This window comes from Virgibacillus sp. 6R, from assembly GCF_001895305.1.
In the GTDB taxonomy this organism is placed as follows: domain Bacteria; phylum Bacillota; class Bacilli; order Bacillales; family Amphibacillaceae; genus Virgibacillus; species Virgibacillus pantothenticus.
On record NZ_CP017762.1, the window covers coordinates 3,284,155 to 3,306,775 of the forward strand.

21 protein-coding genes and 1 riboswitch are annotated in these 22,621 nt (G+C 37.6%); of the genes, 18 read left to right on the forward strand and 3 right to left on the reverse strand.

Features of this window, described 5'->3' with window-relative positions:
• The first annotated feature begins 111 nt into the window (after positions 1–111).
• Positions 112–1,401, forward strand: coding sequence for a globin-coupled sensor protein (locus BKP57_RS14995; protein ID WP_050351304.1), 1,290 nt, complete (start codon positions 112–114; stop codon positions 1,399–1,401).
• A gap of 705 nt (positions 1,402–2,106) precedes the next feature.
• A riboswitch (TPP riboswitch) is annotated at positions 2,107–2,210 on the forward strand.
• A 157-nt stretch (positions 2,211–2,367) separates the two neighbouring features.
• Complete coding sequence (gene thiT, locus BKP57_RS15000) at positions 2,368–2,958, forward strand: energy-coupled thiamine transporter ThiT (protein ID WP_050351303.1); 591 nt, start codon at positions 2,368–2,370, stop codon at positions 2,956–2,958.
• Positions 2,959–3,232: 274 nt separating this feature from the next.
• Here thiT and BKP57_RS15005 read toward each other — a convergent pair whose 3' ends face one another.
• Entirely contained in the window at positions 3,233–3,955 is a 723-nt protein-coding gene (locus BKP57_RS15005) for a 3-ketoacyl-ACP reductase (protein WP_072741861.1), read from the reverse strand.
• A gap of 388 nt (positions 3,956–4,343) precedes the next feature.
• Here BKP57_RS15005 and BKP57_RS22215 point away from each other — a divergent pair, with 388 nt between their 5' ends.
• The 11 genes from BKP57_RS22215 to BKP57_RS15055 all read left to right on the forward strand — a co-directional run bounded on the left by BKP57_RS22215 (position 4,344) and on the right by BKP57_RS15055 (position 13,224).
• Positions 4,344–4,559, forward strand: a complete 216-nt coding sequence (locus tag BKP57_RS22215) for a hypothetical protein (protein WP_139325371.1) — start codon at positions 4,344–4,346, stop codon at positions 4,557–4,559.
• Positions 4,560–4,852: 293 nt separating this feature from the next.
• Positions 4,853–5,419, forward strand: a complete 567-nt coding sequence (locus BKP57_RS15010) for a PrpR N-terminal domain-containing protein (RefSeq protein ID WP_072741862.1) — start codon at positions 4,853–4,855, stop codon at positions 5,417–5,419.
• A gap of 23 nt (positions 5,420–5,442) precedes the next feature.
• Entirely contained in the window at positions 5,443–6,015 is a 573-nt protein-coding gene (locus tag BKP57_RS15015) for an AAA-type ATPase lid domain-containing protein (protein WP_232231431.1), read from the forward strand.
• Between the two features lie 79 nt (positions 6,016–6,094).
• On the forward strand, positions 6,095–6,397 hold the full coding sequence (locus tag BKP57_RS15020) for a hypothetical protein (RefSeq protein ID WP_072741864.1): 303 nt from the start codon (positions 6,095–6,097) through the stop codon (positions 6,395–6,397).
• A 107-nt stretch (positions 6,398–6,504) separates the two neighbouring features.
• Entirely contained in the window at positions 6,505–7,074 is a 570-nt protein-coding gene (locus BKP57_RS15025; protein ID WP_072741865.1) for a biotin transporter BioY, read from the forward strand.
• A 721-nt stretch (positions 7,075–7,795) separates the two neighbouring features.
• Positions 7,796–8,095, forward strand: a complete 300-nt coding sequence (locus tag BKP57_RS15030; RefSeq protein ID WP_232231182.1) for a hypothetical protein — start codon at positions 7,796–7,798, stop codon at positions 8,093–8,095.
• Between the two features lie 517 nt (positions 8,096–8,612).
• Entirely contained in the window at positions 8,613–8,915 is a 303-nt protein-coding gene (locus BKP57_RS15035; protein WP_050351297.1) for a metal-sensing transcriptional repressor, read from the forward strand.
• Positions 8,916–8,927: 12 nt separating this feature from the next.
• Positions 8,928–11,315: a heavy metal translocating P-type ATPase gene (locus BKP57_RS15040; protein WP_399479274.1), complete on the forward strand. Its 2,388-nt coding sequence runs from the start codon at positions 8,928–8,930 to the stop codon at positions 11,313–11,315.
• A 228-nt stretch (positions 11,316–11,543) separates the two neighbouring features.
• Positions 11,544–11,750, forward strand: coding sequence for a copper chaperone CopZ (copZ, locus tag BKP57_RS15045; protein WP_050351295.1), 207 nt, complete (start codon positions 11,544–11,546; stop codon positions 11,748–11,750).
• A gap of 835 nt (positions 11,751–12,585) precedes the next feature.
• Positions 12,586–12,783: a cold shock domain-containing protein gene (locus BKP57_RS15050; RefSeq protein ID WP_050351294.1), complete on the forward strand. Its 198-nt coding sequence runs from the start codon at positions 12,586–12,588 to the stop codon at positions 12,781–12,783.
• A gap of 240 nt (positions 12,784–13,023) precedes the next feature.
• Positions 13,024–13,224: an alpha/beta-type small acid-soluble spore protein gene (locus tag BKP57_RS15055; RefSeq protein ID WP_050351293.1), complete on the forward strand. Its 201-nt coding sequence runs from the start codon at positions 13,024–13,026 to the stop codon at positions 13,222–13,224.
• A 521-nt stretch (positions 13,225–13,745) separates the two neighbouring features.
• Here the strand turns inward: BKP57_RS15055 and BKP57_RS15060 are convergent.
• Positions 13,746–14,153: a secondary thiamine-phosphate synthase enzyme YjbQ gene (locus BKP57_RS15060; RefSeq protein WP_050351292.1), complete on the reverse strand. Its 408-nt coding sequence runs from the start codon at positions 14,151–14,153 to the stop codon at positions 13,746–13,748.
• A 551-nt stretch (positions 14,154–14,704) separates the two neighbouring features.
• On the opposite strand from BKP57_RS15060, the gene BKP57_RS15065 reads away from it, so the two are divergent.
• Positions 14,705–15,496 (forward strand): sulfite exporter TauE/SafE family protein, encoded by a 792-nt coding sequence (locus BKP57_RS15065; RefSeq protein WP_232231183.1) that lies wholly within the window; start codon positions 14,705–14,707, stop codon positions 15,494–15,496.
• A 437-nt stretch (positions 15,497–15,933) separates the two neighbouring features.
• Here the strand turns inward: BKP57_RS15065 and BKP57_RS15070 are convergent, their stop codons facing one another.
• Entirely contained in the window at positions 15,934–17,037 is a 1,104-nt protein-coding gene (locus BKP57_RS15070; RefSeq protein ID WP_072741867.1) for a C40 family peptidase, read from the reverse strand.
• A 1,834-nt stretch (positions 17,038–18,871) separates the two neighbouring features.
• On the opposite strand from BKP57_RS15070, the gene BKP57_RS15075 reads away from it, so the two are divergent.
• The 4 genes from BKP57_RS15075 (at position 18,872) to BKP57_RS15090 (ending at position 22,490) form a co-directional block, all read left to right on the forward strand.
• Positions 18,872–19,636, forward strand: a complete 765-nt coding sequence (locus tag BKP57_RS15075; protein WP_072741868.1) for a YveK family protein — start codon at positions 18,872–18,874, stop codon at positions 19,634–19,636.
• The gene (locus tag BKP57_RS15080) at positions 19,611–20,309 is read left to right on the forward strand and encodes a CpsD/CapB family tyrosine-protein kinase (RefSeq protein ID WP_128743369.1); all 699 of its coding nucleotides are present in this window, start codon (positions 19,611–19,613) and stop codon (positions 20,307–20,309) included. The genes BKP57_RS15075 and BKP57_RS15080 overlap by 26 nt, the downstream gene beginning before the upstream one ends.
• A gap of 195 nt (positions 20,310–20,504) precedes the next feature.
• Positions 20,505–21,272 carry a tyrosine-protein phosphatase gene (locus BKP57_RS15085; RefSeq protein ID WP_050351289.1) on the forward strand — a complete coding sequence of 256 codons (768 nt, stop codon included), beginning with the start codon at positions 20,505–20,507 and terminating at the stop codon, positions 21,270–21,272.
• 546 nt (positions 21,273–21,818) lie between these two features.
• Complete coding sequence (locus BKP57_RS15090) at positions 21,819–22,490, forward strand: response regulator (RefSeq protein ID WP_050351287.1); 672 nt, start codon at positions 21,819–21,821, stop codon at positions 22,488–22,490.
• Positions 22,491–22,621: the final 131 nt, after the last annotated feature.

Here is a 22,621-nt window from a genome sequence, read left to right on the forward strand (position 1 = left end):
TAACTGAGAGAATTTTAAATATGATTGACGGTTTGAAAGCTTTTCCGTAATATAATTGCACTACAGTTAAGGAATTATCGTTTACTAATCTATCGTACAGGGGGAAAACTTATGTTTTTTAAACAAAAACAAGACAAACAATGGTTGCAAGCATTTACGGAAGCAGAAGTTGTCATTAATATACATGATGCATCTGTTTTACAAAAGATGGAAATGACTCATCTTACAGAAACAGATCTGAAGCGGTTAAAAAGTCTACAGCCACTTATAGTGAAAAATATGGATTTGCTTGTTGAATCATTTTACTCGACTATTTTACAATTCAACCATTTACGCCGAATTATTGAAAAATATAGCACGATTGACCGTTTACGTTTAACGTTAAAGCAATATGTCAACGATTTGTTTAAAGCGGAAATCAATCAGGCATATTTAGAAAAACGTTTCGCTATTGCGAAGACGCATTATCGAATTGGTTTACAACCTGCCTGGTATATGGGGGCATATCAGAATTTACATAATACTATTATTCATTTGATATATAGTGAGATGAAAGATACTGCGGAATTTCATGCTACGCTTGTGGCTGTAAATAAAATCATAAGTTTTGAACAGCAAATTGTCTTAGAGGCGTACGAACAGGAAAATATGAAAAAAATGGATGAAAAATATAAAGCGGGTAAAGACTGGCTTAAGGATAAAATGACTGCAGTCAGCGAGGAACTTGTAGCAATAGCCGAGGAAAATCATGCTTCTGTAGAGACAATTAGTACAAATATAAACGAAGTGAATGAAGCGACAGAAAAAAGTACATATCAAGCAGAAAAAGCTAAAGAAAAAGCACTGGAAGGTCAAGAACAATTAGATGAACTGTTTAACACCATGAAGTATATGGAAAAAACGGCGAAGCAAATAACTCAATCCTTGGATAATTTTGATCAATCATCAAACGAAATTGCAACAATTATAGCTATGGTACAAAAAATTGCCGATCAAACAAATTTATTAGCTTTGAATTCTTCTATTGAAGCGGCAAGGGCGGGCGTACATGGAAGTGGGTTTGCCGTAGTTTCCAAGGAAATTGGCAAGTTAGCAGAGCAAACAAAGCAATCCATCACACAAATAACCTCACTCATATCAACCTCAAGCCAAGTTAGTCAATGGACGAAAACATCTATGGGAGAAATAGAAGAGGCAGTTGGATTAAGTATGTCGTTTTCGGAAGCTACGCAACAATCTTTTCAGCATTTAGTAAAGACCATTCAATTGAATGAGCAAGAAGCAAAGATTGTGCTAAAAGAAATGAACGAATTCAAACAAGTCGTTCATGAAATGGAACGAGCTGCTTCTAGTGTTGTAGTAGCTGCTGAGCAATTAAATGAAGCGACAAATAAGGCATAAACGCATTCGAGAGTGGGCAAGAGATGATAGAAATTGTTTTTTAGATGACAGTTGATTGAATGAAGAGAAAGGCAGCGAACTTAGACAATCGCGACTGCAAGTAGTTTACAATCTTAATTTATCAATATGTACTCGGATTTAAATCAAGAGGAGCTGATTATCGATGATGTGGGTCCACCGCTAGTAAAAGAGAGAAACTTGTATTTTTTACACTATAGGAAAGCTTGTTCTTTACGATCATTGATTGTGAAGGAAATAAGATTATGTTTTGTTAAGAACTGGAAGTTTTTTAATTGAAATCAAAGGTATACTTTCCATATTTTAAGTACGATGCTGAAATGATAGGGGCTTTCTGTATCATTTTCATGACAGTAAATGATGCATCTGTCTTGAAAAATGCGAGTAATACGATTTGGCTGATGTAAGCCGATATAGAAATGTTGAGCGCAGGAGGGTGTTAAGTGCTTAGCATAATGTATTACACGTGCATTGTTATTTTTTAAAAAAAAGGTAGTAGCATTTTTAATCAAAAGCGAGATTTCTTAATACAGAAACATTCATGCAATAGAGCAATTTGAATTTATAAAAATGAGTTATCGGTTTTGATGGTATTACTATGGTCGTTTCAAGGCAAAGGCGTTTATAAAGAGCAGAAAGCTGTTCAAAAAACAAATTATTTATTATAATAGATGAAATCAAATACATAGAAACCACAAGGGGAGCCTTTTAGGCTGAGATAGAACGATTGAGTTCGGACCCTTTGAACCTGTTTAGTTAGCACTTGCGTAGGGATGTGGGCAACAAAGATTAGGTTAACTCATCAAAGTCTCATTCGCTTTTAAATGCATGAAGAATTCTGTATTTATAGAGAATGACTGTAGGGTGATCCTTTCTGCACAAATAATGAATCCACGTTTATATTAGCTATGCTTCCCTTGAGGTTTCCGTGAAAGGGGAGCAATTTTAATGATAAATGTAAGATTATTGGTGATGATTGAGGCAGCTTTCTTCGCCGCATTTGCAATGATTCTAGATTTTTTACCTTCGATTAAATTATCACCCGCTATTTCCATTTCCTTTGCAATGGTTCCGATTTTTATTCTGACATTTCGCCGGGGAGTCATAGCAGGGGTGTTATCTGGTTTCTTATGGGGCCTATTGCAAGTAATGCTAGGAGATGCATATTATTTAACACCTCTACAATTTTTAATTGAATATTTTATTGCCTTTGCATTTGTTGGCTTTGCTGGTTTATTGTATCCTGTCATTCAAAAAAATGTTCAAAATGGAAATAAAAAAGTTGCATTGGCCTGGGTGGTGGCAGCAACATTAGTAGGCAGTATTGCGAGGTATTTCTGGCATTTTCTTGCAGGAGTCATCTTTTGGGGAAAATATGCACCTAAAGGTATGTCGCCAGTCGTATATTCATTCATTGCAAATGGGGCGACTATGCTAGGCGCGTTTGTGTTCTGTTCTGTCGTTCTTGTAGTCCTTTTAGCAAGTGCGCCAAGATTAATTCAGACAGATGAGTTTACGGCAAAAAGGAAAGCTTCTTAATTGTCTTAGGTAAATCTAACAATAGCTGTAGAGCCGATTGCTGCTCATGCATAGAAGGAGAAGTGAATGGGCAATACTTTTTACGCAGGATTTTTTGCATTGGCATGTATCTTTTTCCATTAGAGTTATTCTTATACTTGGTTTCGTGCAGTTGAAAATCAATATTAACCACTATTCATTTCTAAAATACCGTCACCTAGTATAGTAATAAATATATACAAAAAACTGTTGCAAACGATTCATATAAGTCGCTTTGCAACAGCTTTTTATTAGCTTAAAACGGATTCGTCGCCCACTGTAGCGATTGTTTAATAAAGATTCGCGGATGTAATTTCAATTGAGCAACCATATATTCAGCTAGATCCTCTGGCTGCATGTATTTATCTTCGTTCTTTTCCGCTAACTGGTCACCAAAGGCAAGCTCAGTAGCAACAAGGCTTGGATTTAAGGTGAAAACTCGAATGTTATTTCTTCGTACTTCTTGCATTAATGCTTCGGACATACCTTGGATAGCAAACTTGGAAGCACTGTAAGAAGTTGATCCTGCTGTGCCTTTTAATCCGTTACTGGAAGAAATCATAATAATGTCGCCTTGATTTTTCTTGATCATTTGTGGCAAAACAGCGCGAGTAACATGATACGTGCCGAATACATTGACCTCAAATGTATGTTTCCACGCTTCTGGTTCCATTTCAAGAAAATTTCCATGAGCCCCAATACCGGCATTATTAATCAAAATATCTGCAGATCCAAGGGAACTTTCTAGGTCGTTTATTGCTTGATTAATTTCTTCTGAATTTGCAATATCAGCGACTGCATAACTAGCCTTTACCCCATACGCTGTGGCTTCTTTTACAGCAGCTTCGAGTTTGCTTTTTGTCCGCGCGATTAATCCGACATGTACGCCTTCTTTAGCTAAGGCAAGCGCAGTAGCCCGACCAATTCCCCTGCCAGCACCTGTAATATAGGCAACTTTTCCTTTAATCTCCTGTCCCATGATATATCATCCTCCCTATTACCTCTTATTGTAAGTATAAATAAGAGAAAACGTAGATTCAAAAAATTGCTTTGAGATGGAGGGAATAGGGAAGGAAAATGTTGAAAACAATCACACTAAATGGATAGAATCTTTAACAAAACCATCTCCATTCGAACAAGAGACTTCTCGATAAAGCAAGTGTCGTTGCATATAGACTTCTTCGATTTGGATCAGGTTTTCATCATAAATCATACGTGTACAGCGTGGATTAAGTTAGCCAAACATAATTCAAGCTACCTTTACCGTAAATTCAGCTATTTGTTTATGAACGTAAGTACCCTGGCTTCAAGGCTGAGCGGTAGAATGACTTGATCATGAAGGACCGAAAGTCGCACACCAACATATAGTGTATCGCAGCCTGAAAGTCGAGCGTCGTATTCGGGAGGTCGTGCACCAAGACGTAAAAGTCGTGCATCGAATTGAGGAAATCACGCAGCGCATCGAAAAAGTTGAGCGCCGCATCCGGGAGGTCGCACACCAAAGTGAAAAAGCTGAGCACCACAGCCGAGAAGTTACGCATCGAAGTGAGGAAGTGGCGCACCAGAAATATGAAAAGATTTGATCCATCTAAAAATGTTTTACGTAACAAGTGAAAAACTTATTTTCTGAATTGGGTAAGGCAGTGGATAGTGAAGTGGTAGCTTTACTTTTTTGTTAAGTTGAAAATAATGGTTTTTTACATAATAATTTCCATTAAATTATAGCAGTTAAATACGCTGATAGCTGTTTTTATATGCTCTTCATGTACAATTGAATCTTATTTATGTCATAATAGACTTGTTTAATATGGAAACAAATGAGGGATGAACGTTATTAAAAGCTCTACTAATCGCTCCTTATCCTGGGTTGGCTGAGATGGCTAAGAAAGTAAAAACACCTGATTACATAGATGTTCATATTGAAGTGGCTAACTTGGAAGAAGGTGTGAAATTAGCACAAACTGCTGAAGAAGATGGTTATGAATTAATTATCAGCCGTGGCGGGACAGCAACAATGATACAGGAAAAAGTCTCATTGCCTGTTGTACCAATTGATATTACAGGTTACGACATGTTGCGGGTGTTTACATTAATAAAAGAAATGAATAATAAAGTAGCTCTGTTAGGATTTGCGAATATATCACGAGGTGCAGCTACATTATGTGATATTCTGGAGTTTAATGTAAAAATGATTACAATACAGTCAAGGGATGAAGTAAAGCGCCATTTATTAGAACTGAAACAAGCAGGCTATTCAGTGGTTATTGGGGATGTTGTTACGGTACAAGAAGCAAAACAAATAGGATTACGTGGGGTGCTGATTACTTCTGGAAAAGAAGCGCTAATGGATGCTTTTGAAGAAGCTAAGCGATTATACGAGCTATTTTATAAAAGTAAAACATCTATAAAGCTGCTCTGTGTATTTACGGAGAACCTGGGGTAGGGAAACGCACTGTTGCAAGAAATATTCATTTTCAGAGATATGGCAACGGTACACCATTACTAGAGGTGACTTGCTCTCTATTAAATGAGACAGAAATAGCGCATCTTCAAACAATTCTACGTTCTATGAAAGAAGGAACATTGCTTCTAAATGAGATAGACCAAACAGATCGTGGTTTACAAGATAGGTTATTAAAACTCCTGCAACAAAAGCCAATTGACATAAAGTTAATTTCGATTACAACTGCGCAACTGGAAATATTGGTGAAACAAGAGCTATTTTTAATAGAACTATACGAGAGAATAATTGCTAACTTTATGCATATTCCACCGCTAAGGCAGAGGAAAAGAGATATCCCCCTGTTTATACATTATTTTTTAGCTGAATTTCATGCTGCGGATGGGGGCGAAGCTCTAGGGATTAAAGGTCATGCAATAGAGTATTTAATGGAATTTGATTGGCATTTAAATTTACTTGAATTAAAAAAAGTGTGTAAAACATTGAGTGTGCAAACCTCTGGATATTATGTTGAATTGGATGATGTGAAAAAAGTAATGCAAATGACGTTAGGATGCTCACAAGTGAAAGGGAGTTGATCGCAAAAGTGTTAGATGGCTCACGAACGCAAAGAATGGCGCCGTAGCATCATGTATTATACCGGCCTTATTCAGGGATATGCGTTTTAAGCCTGTCGTTTACACTTCCAATTTTGTGATTGCGCTAATATTCATTGCAGGAATTAGATTTAGTTTAACTGCTTTATTATTATTTCGGATAAATGCTACACAAGAAATTGTTGATGAAAAACACTTAGGGACGGAAATTAGTTTTCAAATGTTTGACGGCCTAGCACTTTTGCTAGCATTGTATACTATTTTTACTATTGAACAGCTAGGAGCTGAAATTTCAGTAACAATTGTTGGATTAAGTATTTTTGGTGTTTCCGTTCTAAGGCTATTAAAAAAAGAAGAACATTAGATTGAAATTCGTTAACTATTAAAAAAAACGGTTGACAAAAGACCTGTTTCCAACTACAATCCAATCATAATACATAGTAAATAGTTTTAGAAGGAGTCGTCATTAAAATGGATCAGCAAAACAAAAAACTTCGTCTGATACTTAATAGCGCACTATTTGCAGCACTTACAGCGATTTTGGCGCAAATAGATATTCCATTACCACTTATTCCGATCAGTGGACAAACCTTAGCGGTCGGTATTACAGCAACTATCCTAGGTAGTAAGCAAGGAGCATTAGCTATGATCTGTTACGCTGTAATTGGAGCTGTGGGCGCACCTGTATTTGCGGGCTTTAGCGGAGGCGTCCATGTGTTAGTTGGTCCTTCGGGCGGATATGTTTTTGGCTTTATTGTTACTGCTTACGTTACAGGATGGATCTTAGAGAAAACCAGTTTCCGGTTAGCAAATGCTTTGATCGCCAATATAGTAGGAATGGTGATCACATTAGCATTTGGGACAGTTCAGTTGAAGTTTATTTTAGACTATACTTGGAATGCTGCTTTTTTAGCGGGAGTCTACCCGTTTATTGCAGTCGGAATTATCAAAGCTGTATTAGCCAGCTGGATAGGTATTGCAGTTCGCAAACGCCTCGTACAAGCTAATTTAATTTTGGAAACGAAGCAAAAAGTAGCGTGAGTTCGGCACGTTATTCTATAGGGGAGACCTCGAAAATCAAGAAGACTTGCTAGGGGGATTGCGTAGCCTTAATCTTGAATTGAGTAGTCGCAAGCACCCTTCTCGACCACGAGCAAGTTTCCCCGAACCTCGGGCGACTTCATCCGCAAAATGAGCAAGTCGCGCCGAAATCCGAGCGACCTCACTCCAAAAACGAGCAAGATTCTCCGACCCCGGGCGAACACATCCGCCAAACGAGCATTTTCACCAACACAAAACAAGCAATTCCACTTATAAATGGTACGATTGTCCTTACTTACAATACAAACCATAGGATTGGGCAAGTGATTTAGCATTTCGAGTGAGTATATCTTAATTCTAATAATTAACTCTGCAAATCCGAGTTGTCTGGACCCTTGATTTGTGCGAACTTTAACAATCTTGGTCCTTATACCTCCATAAGAAAGCGTTAACTTTCTTTGACAATTGCATAAAAAGAATTGCAAATTGTTGTATTCCATGTAAAAGTTGATGATAGCAAGGAAGCAAAGGGGAAGGTCAAAACGTCCTGCAAATCCGAATGTTATGGAGGAGTATGTTATAATTTTGTTCAAGCAATATCGCGGATTGTTGGAAAAATACTTGATTACAACTGCTTGAACGATTTAGTTAAAAATCTGCCTTATATAAAAGATATCTTGTTTTATGCATAAAATGTAAGAAATCCTTATAAACATTCGTTTTGACAAAGATAATTTTGACAATATCTGTATGGAAATGGGGGAGTTTTATGAATATTGCCTTAATCCTTTTTTTACTGTTACTATTTATTGTTGCACTAGGTGGGACGTTGTACGTTTTTAAACAAGAAGAAAAAAAGATGAAACAATATGAGACAGAAGGAGATACTGCAAAAAGTGCATTGCAGCGTTCTATGGAGTATGAAACGAAATCTCTGAAATCAAACGTACCTATTCTAATTTGGATATACTCGGTGACTATTCTAATAGCGTTAATCGCATTTTTTGTATACGCATTTTAATGAGGTTTCATAGTAACAAAATATCTTAATATTCAAGTACAGAACCTTTTTGGCAGATTATTGCTGGAAAGGTTTTTTCCAATAGCAAATTAAGATGTGTTCAGGAATATTTCCAATTAAAGTAAATGATACTACCATTACGGTGCGCAACTTTTTGGCTTTGGTGCGCGACTTCCCGGTTGCGGTGCACGACTTTCTCGCTTTGGTGTGTAACTTTCAGGCTGCGGTGCTCAACTTTCTCACTTCGATGCACGACCTTTCGATCCAAAAAAGATCAATGGAGCTATTATAATTTCATTTCCGAAAGAAACCTCCTCCGAAGAGCAAACGATAAATGCTCCCCTTCACTCCAGTTATAGCAAATCATCTTTCTCAGTAAACGAGAACGTAGTCGTTATACATAAAATCTTCACGCCGCATAGTTATAAATTTTTTGAGCAAACCTATTGCATAAAATACTAAAGGGGGGTATAGTATAATTGTAAGTAAACAAATTACAGTAGGAGCTGATATATAGATGACAACACAAAAGCCAGAGCATCCTGTAACTCCTAGAACAAAGGATGAAATTTCAGCAATTACAAATCGGCTGAAAAGAATTGAAGGGCAGGTTCGCGGCATTCAAAAAATGGTGGAAGAGGATAGATATTGTATTGATATTTTGGTGCAAATTAGTGCGATTAATGCAGCATTAAAAAAAGTTGGCTTCTCCATTGCGGAAAGGCATACGAAGCATTGTGTTTCTCATGCGGTACAATCTGGGCATGGGGAGGATGCGATTGATGAATTAATGGAAGTACTGAAACAACTTTCCAAGTAAAAGAGGTGAAAGGTGATGCAAGAGAAAGAACATGTAACTCTTGGTGTTACAGGGATGACCTGTGCTGCGTGTTCCAACCGAATTGAAAAGGTATTAAATAAGATGGACGGAGTAGAAGCGCAGGTGAATTTAACAACGGAAAAAGCTAATTTAGATTTCGACCCGGAAAAAGTTTCCCTGGAAGCTATTACTGAAAAGATCGGGAAGCTAGGTTATGGTGTGGAAACAGAAAAGGTCGAATACGATATTACCGGCATGACTTGTGCTGCATGTTCCAATCGAATCGAAAAAGTACTCTCCAAGCAGCAAGGTGTGACGCAAGCGACAGTTAATTTAGCCAATGAAACGGCAGTTATCGAGTACCAGCCATCATTGGTGGGAGAAGATAAATTTATTGGTTTGATTGAAAAGTTGGGTTACCATGCACAACCAAAGGCTAATAAAGAAGAAAAGCAATCCAATAAAGAAAAGCAAATCCAACGTATGAAAACGAAACTCATTATATCGGCAATCTTATCGATACCTCTATTGGTAACGATGCTCGATCATTTATTTGGACTTAGCCTCCCACATATCTTTATGAACCCTTGGTTTCAATTTGCTCTAGCTACACCGGTACAATTCATTATTGGTTGGCAATTTTATGAAGGAGCCTATAAAAACCTCCGCAATAAAGCAGCCAATATGGATGTACTCGTAGCATTAGGTACGAGTGCGGCTTATTTTTATAGCTTATATGAAGCAATTAAAACAATCGGCAATCCTGGTTATGCACCACATCTTTATTTTGAGACGAGTGCGATTTTAATTACACTTATCTTGTTTGGTAAATATTTAGAAACAAAGGCAAAAAGCAAAACAACGCAAGCTATTTCTAAACTATTGAATTTACAGGCAAAACAAGCGCGCGTTATCCGAAATGGTGAAGAAATGATGATTCCGGTAGAAGAAGTTATTCGTGGTGACCGGCTCATTGTAAAACCAGGAGAAAAAATACCCGTAGATGGTGTCGTAGTCAAAGGACGTACTGCTGTAGATGAATCGATGCTTACTGGTGAATCATTACCAGTGGAAAAGGACTTAGAAGATACGGTTATTGGTGCAACGATGAATAAGAATGGAACGATTGAAATGGAAGCTACAAAAGTAGGCAAGGACACTGCTTTAGCCTCCATTGTAAAAGTGGTAGAAGATGCACAAGGTTCAAAAGCTCCAATCCAACGCTTGGCAGATGTTATTTCTGGCTACTTCGTTCCAATTGTTGTCGGAATTGCCATTCTCACATTCATTATTTGGATTTCTTTTGTAACTCCGGGTGAATTGGAATCCGCATTAGTTGCCTCTATCGCTGTACTAGTGATAGCCTGTCCATGTGCACTTGGCTTGGCTACCCCGACATCAATTATGGTTGGTACAGGTAAAGCAGCAGAGCAAGGGATTTTGTTTAAAGGCGGTGAACACTTAGAACGCACGCACCAATTAGAGGCTATTATTTTTGATAAAACCGGAACGATTACGAAAGGAAAGCCAGAAGTAACCGACTTCACTGGCAATGATGATGTCTTACAATTAGTAGCAAGTGCAGAAAAGAGTTCCGAACATCCGTTAGCAGAAGCAATTGTTGCTAATGCGGTAGAAAAAGACTTGGAACTACTCGATACAGAAGATTTTGAGGCAATACCAGGTCACGGTATTTCTGCCAAAATAAATGGAAAAACAATTCTTGTAGGAACAAGGTCGCTAATGGACCAGCACAACATTGCATATCAAAATGAAGAAGCAGCGATGCAATCCTTTGAAGCAAATGGGAAGACGGCAATGCTTATTGCAGTAGATGGTACGTTCAAAGGTATTATTGCTGTTGCCGATACGGTAAAGGAAACCGCCAAAGAAGCAATTAGCCAGTTGAAAAATGAAGGCTTAGAAGTCATTATGCTAACAGGTGATAATGAACGAACTGCCAACGCCATCGCCAAGCAAGTTGGCATTGATCACGTCATAGCACAAGTTTTACCAGAGGAAAAAGCGGATAAAGTAAAAATGATACAGGAAATGGGCAAGCATGTGGCGATGGTCGGTGATGGAATTAACGATGCTCCAGCATTAGCTGTTGCCGACATTGGTATCGCGATAGGAACAGGAACGGAAGTAGCCATTGAAGCTGCTGATGTAACGATCTTAGGTGGCGAGCTGCTACTCATTCCAAAAGCAATTAAAGCGAGTCATGCAACGATCAAAAATATCCGCCAAAACTTATTTTGGGCATTTGCCTACAACACAGCGGGCATTCCGATCGCAGCGATTGGTTTACTCGCACCATGGATAGCCGGTGCAGCGATGGCATTTAGCTCGGTAAGTGTTGTATCAAATTCCCTACGCTTAAAACGGGTAAAGCTATAGAGATTTAAATATTAAAAAAACTTACTTGCTCTATAAGCTTTTATCTATAAATATTTCAATCATAGTCTGTTCAAACAGCTGGTTAAGAGCGAAAAAGTTCCGCAGTAGTGTTGAGGTAAGCTGCATATGCGAATTAATAAGCAGAAATAACCAAAATATAAGCTGCAGTATATTATTTAACCAGACTGTTTGTACAGTCTAAAAAAAGGATGAAAGGAGATTTTTTATATGCAAACAACATTAGATGTCAGAGGGATGACTTGTGGTCATTGTGAACAATCAGTCAAAGGAGCGCTTGAAGCATTACCTGGCGTTACTGGAGTAGAGGTGCATTTAAATACAGGTAAAGTGGATGTAACCTATGATGAAGCAAAAACCAATATTCAAGCAATGCGCGAAGCGATTGAAGAACAAGGCTACGATGTCGTTGCATAAGCTGTTTAAGTAAATTCACTTTCTTAGGCGCTGTCTTTTTCTCCAGAAATGGAAGGAAGGGGCAGTGCCTGTTTCATTATAGAATAATCAATAAACTATATGCGTAAATGGTTTCTAAACAATGAAATATGGGGGTAATAAGTTCGAATGCGCTTTTTTTTAACGATTGCTTAAGTTTGTTTAGTTAAAGCTTCATTTGGAATGATAATTTATAAGCTCCTATATAAACTGGACAATAAAATTGCACCTCCAATGTGGAGCGAAGCATAAATTTTACTGCAATAAGTCGATTGGTTTTGGCAAAGATACTTCAGTACAGCTAAAGGTGAGCATACATATGAATGGGAGGCATAAATATAAGTGAGTTTACAATTTCTGGAGCAACTTGAGTGAAGTTATGTAGGTTCTGCTATGATGAAGGGTTTCAAAGGGGTCATTAACGTTAGCATCTATATCTAATTGACGTATAGTAATATTAATTACAACATTTAAAATGGATGGATAGTAGATAAATTCTAAGATGTTGCTATGAAGGCTACCTAAAACCCCAACGTAATCCTTTCTATATCCGTCCTGAAGGCTTGGAATATTCGCTGTAACCCTGATCAGTTAAGGTATATTTTTGATTGAAATTTCGAAAAAAATTAACCAATGGAAAAAAATGTTGCAAATTATAGTTGTATACACTTGCATTTTCTTTCAGAAAAGGGTAAAGTTAAAGGTGCAAAAGGAAATTGAAGTTTGAATAATACTTTACGATCTCTTTATCAAAGTGGTGTAAAAGTATTTATGATTCAATTACTTTGCACGATATTTGAATAAGGAGGTCATTTTAATGACTGGTAAAGTAAAATGGTTTAATGCAGAAAAAGGATTCGGTTTCATCGAGCGTGAAGACGGAGACGACGTATTCGTTCACTTCTCAGCTATCCAAGCTGACGGTTTCAAAACGCTTGAAGAAGGTCAAGACGTTGAATTCGAAATCGTAGAAGGTAACCGCGGACCACAAGCAGCAAACGTTACTCGTCTATAATAATAAACAAAAAGGGCTTATCTCGTTAATGAGATAAGCTCTTTTACGTTTATAGAGGTGGGATTTTTTCATGTATGAGGGGAACTTATAAATTTTAATCAAAGCAAATATTTTACACATACTAACATGAATCGCTAAACATCCTTATATTGTTAGGAGTATTTATTTTAAAAACACAGATAATAAAGCTGAACAGTATATCCACTGTTCTACTACTTTCCCATTAGGAGTGTTATTCGTATGGCTCGACAAAACCGTAACCAGTTAGAAGTGCCAGGTGCAAGGAATGCTGTTGACTCCTTAAAATATGAGATCGCCAATGAATTTAATGTCGATCTCGGAGCTGACACAACTGCACGAGAGAATGGATCCGTGGGTGGCGAGATGGTGAAGCGAATGATAAAAATCGCAGAACAGGATCTTGCAAATAGACAAAAGTAGTAAATGAAAGGGAGCGTGTGCAGCTGCGCGCTCCTTTATAACATATGGGCGGATCGTACTTTTATATATAACTGGTGGAGTCGCAGTGTTCAGTTTATTATTGGCAGTTTTTTTTCGAGAAACACTTTGGATTTTATTAATTATTATGATACTTCTCGTTTTGTTGGTGTGGTGCGCTATCCGGTATATACTCAATTAGCTAATGATATATTCCATCGAATGTAAGCGACTACCATTTCGTTATTATCAATTATTGATTCTATTTGTGATTTGGTTGTTTTTAGCAGTATAGTGGGCATTGCGGCTTTTGGCTTTCAAACGATATTCCTAGTGGTTGCAGCTTTTGCATTTATAGGTAGCTTATTGCCAATACGTCCTGTGACGATGCGGAAAAAAGAACAAAAAAATATAAATATGCCACTAAAAAAGCATCACCTGGTACATTAGTTAAAAGGTTGCAATAGATATTACTTGTTATCTAAATTGTCGCTCATCCCAATCCAGTTTTCCCTTCCATAAAATTAATTCTCCTCTGGAATAATAATGGCATGAAACTTTCGCTTGCGTGGACCATCAAATTCACAAAAATAAACGCCTTGCCACGTACCTAATACAAGCTTGCCATCTTGGATAATAAGTGTTTGTGCATGACCTATGGTGCTTGTTTTTAAATGTGCAGCCGTATTTCCCTCAAAATGTCTATCCTTTTGGTGCTCCCACGGATATACATCTTCCAATCGCATGAGCATATCTGTTTTAACATCAGGGTCAGCATTTTCGTTCACCGTAATTCCAGCAGTTGTATGCATAGAAGATACGACAATTATTCCTCCAATAATTTCTAGCTCCTGAATCCATTCTTCTAGTTGACCTGTGATGTCGATCATATCTGAGTGTTGATTCGTTTGAAGTGAAAATGTTTTTTGCATCATTTAAACGTCCTTTCCGATTTTAGTAGGTGTTCCCGTATTAATAGAGGTTGTCAAGACAGAAAACAGCGAAATGCACTCCACTTTTGGCTCCTCATTATCTTCTAGTTTTTCCCCCTACTAATACGTATTATATCGATAACCTAATGTTTAAGAAATCAAACAGGAGGAGATTAGACTTACGCAAAACAACTTTTATCGGATTTTCATATTGTTGTGCTAAAATAATGGTTGTCGGGCTTCGTGAAAAATTTCCCTATATTATATTTGCATATTTGTGTGGAATGCTGTCTAACTTCTGGAGAAATACTGGGAATTTAGCTACTCCATATGTAACTGGCAGTAAGATTTGCTTTTCTCCCCCACGAGATGAAACCTAGGAGGATAGGCTGAGAATTTAATGAAGTCGATTCCGATTTTGAACCTCTTACAATCTGTAGGTGAAAGAAAATCTCCTCTAGTTGAAATTTCGCTTCTACGAGAAATTTTTGCGTACTCGATCCTATTGGACAATCCATACATATCTGCTTGACAACAGGATAGAAAGCGAGTTGATCTCCATTTTTGTAGCTTATTTTTTGATTGGCCTAGTTGCCTGTACGGTCGGAGCGATGGCTGGTTTAGGTGGAGGTATTATTATCAAGCCTTTATTGGACATGTTAGGACATTACGATTTATCAACCATTGGTGTTTTGTCAGCCGCAACGGTCTTTTCCATGGCGGTTGTTTCTTTAATAAAAGCACGAAATTCTAATCTGGGTATAGACCGGGGGAACAGTTTTTTTATTGCAATCGGCTCTATTATAGGGGGCTTTACTGGAAAGGGGATCTTCAATCATTTTGTTGTTAATTCTGGTATGTCCACGATCATAGGTATCTTTCAATCAGCTTTATTATCTGGCTTGTTAATTATTATTTATGTATTTATGAGGTATAATCATAGGATAAAAACCTATCATGTGCAAAACCGCTTTGTCATTTTATGTGTAGGTCTTGTTCTTGGATTGCTGTCAGCTTTTTTAGGTATTGGCGGCGGTCCACTAAATGTAGCTGTATTAGTATTTATTTTTTCCATGAATACAAAGGATGCTAGTATTAATTCCATTTTCATTATCTTTTTTTCACAGTTATCTTCATTAATTTTAGTAGCCACTTCCACTGGGTTTGCGCCATATGATTTATCTATGGCTTGGTTCATGATCCCGGGCGGTATGTTGGGAGGGATTATTGGAACTAATTTAGTCAGCAAAATATCGAATAGATGGGTTGAACGTATCTTCAATGGAACACTGCTAATGATTATCCTGATAACGCTATATAATATTGTCATTCAGTTGATATAGGGACTTTGAAAACTAGTTATTTATTAGAAAAGATTAGGCAAACAGTAAAAAGTGCTCGCCTCGGCAGAATCAAGTTGGCTACTCCAGTTAACCATCCCAAAACCAAATAATTTGACCTTTTAATTGATTCATTCGTCCTTCGCTTCATTCTTACCCGCCTCTGCTTTGAGTTAGCACATTTCCCCTACTCCGCCCCCTTTAATTGATCAAGTAATCCTCAAAAATTTCATGCGTGAACCCTTTCATTCGAACAAGTAGCGCTCGACTTCGCGCCTGTTTCTGTTACATTCTCTTGTTCAATTAAGCCACAGCCCCCTCACATAAGGGATGAATTAAAATCGAACATCGGTCCATGTGATAATAGGAAGACTCCACATCCATACATAATAAAAAGCTTTGCAAAGATGACCTTTGCAAAGCTTCCTTATAATTATTTATTAATAAAACCGTTTAAAACTATCGAAATGTTTCTTCCAGTAAGAGTTACTTAGATTGCTAATTTCGACGCCATTCGATCCGGCATGAATAAAGTTTCCGTTACCCAGGTACACGCCTAGATGTGAAATTCCTGGACGGTAGGTACCTGCGAAGAAGACGAGGTCGCCTACTTTTGGATTATTGATATGATAAGAACGGTTGTAGTAGCCGGTACTTGATGTTCGACCCATGCTTTTGCCGCCTTTATTGTAGACGTAGTGAATGAAGCCGCTGCAGTCGAAGCCTGAAGGGGATGACCCACCCCAAACATAAGGCACACCTTGGAAGCTTTTTGCTGTGCTAACGACTTTGTTCACGTTAAAGTCAACGTTGGCATTTCCAGTAGAACCACCTCCGCTATTGCCGCCCGAACTGCTTCCACCGCCCGAACCATTGGATCCGCCACTGCTTGCGTTCTTTCCGATGCTAAGTTTTTGACCGACCACAATTAAATCGGAACGTAGGTTGTTCCAGCGCTTTAAGTTAGAAACCGAAACTTTGTATTTTGCTGCAATTTCAGAGAGTGTGTCACCAGACTTTACGACATATGTCTTTGATGAGTTACCCGATCCATTCGAACCACTTGAACTACTACCAGAGCCAGAATTACTTGAACCAGTGGATCCATTCTTACTAACAACAAAGACATTGCCAGGGAAGATTAGGGTGGAATTAAGGTTATTCCATTTCATGATATCGCGTATGGATATATTGTGCTTGAAGGCAATTCCACTTAAAGTGTCTCCTCGTTTTACAGTGTATGTACTACCTTTGCTGTTGGATCCGCCTTTGGAACTGCTGGAATTAGAATTGGAACTGTTAGATCCAGATGAATTTCCGCTTTTGGTTGTTTGAATGATTTGGTTTGGGAAGATTAAGTCGCTGGACAAATTATTAATGGACTTCAGTTTCGATACACTTGTGTTATATTTCTGGGCAATTGTCCACAATGAGTCACCACTTTTTACTTTATACGAAGCGGCTTCTGCCTCTTCAGCGGCGAAAAGTGCTGACGCAATTGCTGCTCCTGCTGTTACGGACATTAAGACTTTTTTCTTAGTCATTAAATAATCCTCCTTATTTATTTTGAAATATTTTTCGACTGCTCTTTAGATGTTTGTCAAAAAGTTCGCTCAAAATGATCTTTGAGTTTCTCCGTTGGCTTGTTCAACTTGTCCTAGAATTGAGAACGATAGATTAAGCTTTTAAGAGGTTGTTCAAAATATCCTAAAAACTGAAGTATTGCTGCTTCTACTTGATTTGTCCTTCGTTCCCTGAAAAAGATAATTGTTTCCTCCGTGAGCATGAACTTTAAATAAACCTATACTAATGCTCATGTATTTGTATTACATGAATTCCTACTAAAACCGCCTACGTACTGGCGGACGTAAAAGTCAGTACATCCTGTACAAGAGCGCGCTATACGAATCTTCACTAATTTGAATTCAGACGCACAAGACATGCTAGAGTCGGCGTAGCAACAGGACAAGAAAAGCTACGACAGCAATACATCGCACACATAAAAAAGTGTGTTTCTTTTTCAAGGACGTGTGAGACCTTAGATGACCTGTCCTTTTTACTCTTTTTTGCAAGTGGTGGAGAGGGGAATTATGATATACAAAGTTCCCTTAAAAAAAGTAAATAAACCACTATTTAGCATCCATGTGTAGTAACGCATATAGTATTTAGTTAAAGAAATAGTTTTTTTGGGTGCTAACCTAAAAAATAGTTCAATAATACTAGTGTTAAATAACCATAAACTAGCTTTAAAACGCCGCCTAGTTCATTTTGATATATTTTTGTTTCAAGCTAAATAATACTGCCGACCTAACCTCTTAATCTGACGAATTTCTTGGTTTATGGCATGTAGGCACTATAACGGAGGTGGTAGTTTTCTGTTATTCTCTATTGTTTCTCTCATTCAAACCAACTCACTTTGAACAAACTAAAGAACTAGTCGTAAAGTTCCGATTTAATCTAATATCGGTCCTTTATCCCTAAATTTAAAGCTATTATTCAAAAAAACAGCAAAAAGTTATCAGGTCTTTAGTCTGTTTAGTTGTGGAAGAGTAAAATAACAAGAGAATGTAAGTCTTACCGTACTTTAATAACGCCTTAATTAGGCTATCCCGATTGGATTTTTTAAGTCATTCTTTCTTACTAAACAGGTTTTATCTCACATTGATGCGCATTAGACGCTAATGGAGAGAAAATAAAGAAGTCAAATTGGCTAGCATACCTAGATGAGCAATTCATTCAGGTCAATATAGGAGATTGATGGTCATAAAGAGTTGCGTCAGGACAATCAAGAACTATGGAAGTAACGCCTTACATGGATTGGCCTCTTTTCAAAAGCTTGTGCTCTTACGCTTGATGTTGGGGTCAAGCATGAAAAAGTTACCCTTATAGAATTTTCACTATAATAGATTTTTTCCACATGACTGAATTTATCGGAGATACTTCATGATTAGCAAGAATATGCATATATTACAAATTGACAGTCAACATATACTAAACAAATCCAATATTCTTCAAAATGTCTCAGAAATAGATATTATTGTTAAGATTCACGACTGAAAATTATTTTCAGCTAAAAATAGTTCCCTAACACCTGACCTGAAATTTTACGTTGTTACTTCATCTTTTCTAGCAAATAGTTGCTCATACGGGAAGTTACTTGTTGATAAGTTTTGTGAAAATTTTCGAATGATTTGTAAGCGATTTGTAACTAGAATGTAATATAATAGTGTTTTCGTTTAAATGGCCTACTTTTTACCTAATTACGTTCATTAATTTCATAAATTTACCATCAATTTATTGTCGTTTTATGTTATAATTCAATACTAGGTTATAAGCTAAGTTAATAATGCTAGTTAAATAGAAAATGGAGGTAACTTTATGGAAGAGACGATTTCCTTAAAGGAGATATTTGCTGTCTTAAAAAAGCGTATAAAGCTTATTTTGGCATGTATATTTGGCGCTGCAGTTATTGCTGCTATTGTTAGCTACTTTGTGTTGACGCCAACGTATGAAGCCAATTCTTCCTTTATCGTTAACCAAAGTCAGCAAGATTCTCAAACGCAGTACAATGTCGATGAAATACGAACGAATGTGGAACTCATTAATACATATAATGTCATTATTAAAAGTGCGCGCATACTAAATCAGGTTGTAGACGAGCTTAATTTAGATATGACTAGTGATGAGCTGGCACAAAAAATTCAGGTGTCCAGTGAGGAGCAATCACAGGTTGTAACGGTAACAGCCACCGATTCAAGCCCTGAGCTAGCTGTTGAGATGGCGAACACAACTGTTACTACGTTTCAAAATGAAATTCCTGAATTAATGAATGTCGATAACGTAAACATTTTATCCGAAGCTGAACTCGAACCAAACCCGTCCCCAGTTTCACCGAATTCAATGCTAAATATAGCCATTGCTATCGTGCTTGGTGCGATGATTGGTGTTGGTATCGCATTTCTACTGGAATATTTGGATAATACTATTACGAGCGAAGAGGATGTAGAGAAACAACTTGGAACTCCAGTGCTTGGCACGATCTCTTCCATCCAGGAAAAGGATATTAGTGAACAGCAATTTCGACCACAACCAAGCAATCAGGAAAGGGGGACTCATCATGTTGAGCAGAAAAAATCCGTCTAGGCCTGGAACGAAAATGCGTCATTTAATCGCCAAATTGAATCCGAAATCCCCTATTTCCGAACAATATCGTACCATTCGTACGAACATTGATTTTGCATCTGTGGATAAAGAAATTCGCACGTTGCTCGTTACTTCTTCTGGTCCAGGAGAAGGTAAATCCATGACGGCTGCTAACTTAGCAGTTGTGTACGCACAACAAGGAAAAAAAGTGTTACTCATAGATGCTGACTTACGTAAACCGACAGTACATTATACGTTTCGAATTGATAATTTACGGGGGCTTAGTAACCTTTTAGTTGGGGAAAATTCATTGGAACAGGTTGTGCAACAAAGTGACGTCGATTATTTGGACGTTATGTCTTGCGGTCCAATTCCACCTAACCCATCTGAATTACTAGCTTCCAAAAAAATGGAACAACTGCTGGAGACATTAAAAGCTACTTACGACATCGTTATTTTTGATACGCCGCCAGTTTTAGCAGTGACCGATGCACAGATTTTGGCTAATATTGTAGACGGATCAATACTTGTAGTTAGGAGCAAGCATACAGAAATCGAAGGGGCACAAAAAGCTGTCGAATCATTGAAACCAGCCAGAGCAAAATTGCTAGGGACAGTATTAAACGGTCGCGAGAAGAAACAGTCCAATTATTATTACTATTACGGAGCTTAATAAGCGGAACTCCTTATTCTTTGGGATAAGGAGTTTCCTAAATACGGATGCAAGTATATTTTCTCGGTTAAAAGTCACCCGAATATGTTAAAATTTTAAAGGTTTCATATTATGAAGTGCACGCCAAATGATTGTTTGGTATAATTTAACTAATTATAAGAGTGAATGGGCAAGAAAAATTAGGATGTGAATGCAGTGATAGATATTCATAGTCATATATTACCTGGTATTGATGACGGTGCGAAAAATGAAGAACAAAGTCTAAAAATGGCGAAAGCAGCTATAGAACAAGGAATACATACAATCATTGCGACACCGCATCATCAAAATGGTGCTTTCAATAATTTTCGTTGGGAAATTGAAAATAATGTGGAGATTCTAAACGATTTCTTTAAACGAGAAGGAGTTCCGCTTACGGTTTTGCCTGGTCAAGAAACACGTATTTATGGTGAGATGGTAGAAGGTCTTAGGCAAAATGAACTGCTCCCACTGAATTATAGCAAGTATGTGTTTGTGGAATTTCCTTCTGATTCCGTACCACGGTATACTACGCAGCTGTTATTCGATATTCAAGTGGAGGGTTATACGCCTATTATTGTGCATCCGGAAAGGAACCGATCACTATTAGAGCACCCGAATTTATTATATGAATTGGTGTCTAAGGGAGCTCTTACACAAGTAACAGCAGGTAGTGTAGTAGGTAAATTTGGAAAAGACATCCAAAAATTTACGACGCAAATCATTGAAGCAAACTTAACACATTTTGTTGCTTCAGATGCACATAATACTACTTCAAGAGCCTTTTATCTGCAGGAAGCCTATGAAGATATAAAGAAGAATTTTGGCAGTGACTATTTCTATATGTTTTTAGAAAATAGCAATCTACTAGTTGATAATGACCATGTTAATTGCTTGGAGCCGCTACGGGTTAAACAGAAAAAGAAATTTCTTGGGTTATTCTAAGCTTGTGCCCTTATACATCAGATCAAACGACCTAATTTAGCATTCAGACGTAGACTGAAACGTAATTGCACAAGATTTTCAGGTATGGGATATAGTTTTGCTGTAGTTCTTATACCGTATTCGATACAGGTACTGGAATAAAATATTAAGCTGTGTTATTAGAAGATGGAGTCAGACATACCAATTGAACAATGTTAAAAACATCTTCTTGGTGTTTTATCCTAATATATGGTGACAAAAAACCGCTTTGCGGAGCATTAGTAGATACAAAAAAGTTAAATGTAAGAGATTTGGACCTGAATTGTGATTCGTTTAAGGGCTTTTAGGTCTACAGTAGAAATGAAAAATCCTCGATTGCTGTTTTTCTCAATGTATCAACCAAAAAGGGTTGTTGAGGAATCTAGTCTGCCAAATGCCATAGCTGCACCTACGTAGCAATGGCATTTTAAATCACTTTCTTTGGGTACGTTTGCACAGGCAACATGAGGGTGTGGCACTCACTGCTGTGTCAAGACGGTTCACTTAACTAGTGAGGGGGGATGTGCATTGATACGCATTATGATAGTGGATGACCAACAGCTTTTTATAGATGGAATGGAAGCATTATTAATGCAGGAGCAAGATATGCAAGTCGTGTCAACGGCAACGAATGGAAAGGCAAGTATCCTTCACTTTAAAGAGTGTCGACCGAATTTGGTTTTAATTGACATCCATATGCCACATACAGACGCGATCAAGCTCATTTTGCACATGAAAGAGGCGCAGCCAGATGTGAAAATTCTCGTGCTCACCTCCTTTACAGATGAAGATTTGATTGTAGCTGCTATTTATGCAGGTGCAGATGGATTTGTACTAAAAAACTTACACGGAGATCATCTGGTTGCTTGCATGCGCTCGGTTATGCGCGGTGAAGTTGTCTTTGCTGGTGAAGTTGCGCAAATTTTGGCTAAACGTATTTTAGAGCGTAAGCTTGATAAACGAGAATTGCTTGATGAAGCGTTTAAGCATTTGGGAATTCATCTTTCTAAGCGAGAACTTGATATTGCCTACTTGTTGGCGGAGGGATTTTCTAATAAAGATATAGCACAACGTCTTTACTTAAGTGAAGGGACGGTAAAGAATTATATCAGCAATATTTATCAAACGTTTCAAATAAATAATCGCAAGCAATTAATGGCCTATTTTAAAGAGTTGCTAGAAAAAAAGCCAGTCACATAATTGATGAAGCGTTTTCGAGGCATAATAGTTGATTTGAAGCGCTTTACATCTATTATAATTACATCTTTTATGACTTTTATTTGTAGAAGTAACTAAAATTATGACTAGGTATATAGTATGATGAGAATGTG